The sequence below is a fragment of the Bacillota bacterium genome, assembly GCA_033549065.1.
GTDB lineage: Bacteria > Bacillota > Dethiobacteria > DTU022 > DTU022 > JAWSUE01.
Genome location: JAWSUE010000058.1, coordinates 1 through 515 on the forward strand (window position 1 = coordinate 1; position 515 = coordinate 515).

2 protein-coding genes are annotated in these 515 nt (G+C 49.1%); both read right to left on the reverse strand.

Going from position 1 to position 515, the window contains the following annotated elements:
• On the reverse strand, positions 1-149 hold a 149-nt coding region (locus SCJ97_11755; GenBank protein MDW7740703.1), incomplete at its 3' end, for a glycosyltransferase family 4 protein.
• A gap of 159 nt (positions 150-308) precedes the next feature.
• A partial coding sequence (locus SCJ97_11760) for an MBL fold metallo-hydrolase (protein MDW7740704.1) occupies positions 309-515 on the reverse strand: 207 nt, incomplete at its 5' end.

A 515-nucleotide genomic window follows, 5' to 3' on the forward strand; every position in this document is an offset into this window, starting at 1 on the left:
GAGGTAAGCGAATCGGCTGTAGCGTAGAGGGTTACATCAAGGCCCCGCTTCACCAGCCCTTCAGTAAGCATGCTTACCACCCACTCCCAGGGTCCGTAGTGCCGGGGTGGTGTACGCCAGGATATGGGGGAGAGCATCGCAATTTTCATAGTTTCGCTTTTACAGGCAGAAGCCTACCTCCCTCTATTTGTCGCCGCAATAACTCAAAAAGGTGTCTGACACCTTTTTGAGTTATTGCTGTTCCTATTTGATTAATTCGCTATCTTTAGAGTTATTCCTGCTGAACAGGTCTGTTTGGCTTATAGCTTCTAGGCAAAAAAGTAACGTTTAATCTGGTCGAAATTATGTTTAACAGCTGCTTCTCCCTTAACGTAACCCATATGGCCGGGCAGGAGCAGCTCTATTCCTTCAATGTTCGATAGCTTCTCCACGCTTGCGCCCAGGGTATTGATATCACCACCGGGCAGGTCGGCGCGGCCGATGCTGTTCTGAAAAATGGTGTCGCCGCTTACAAG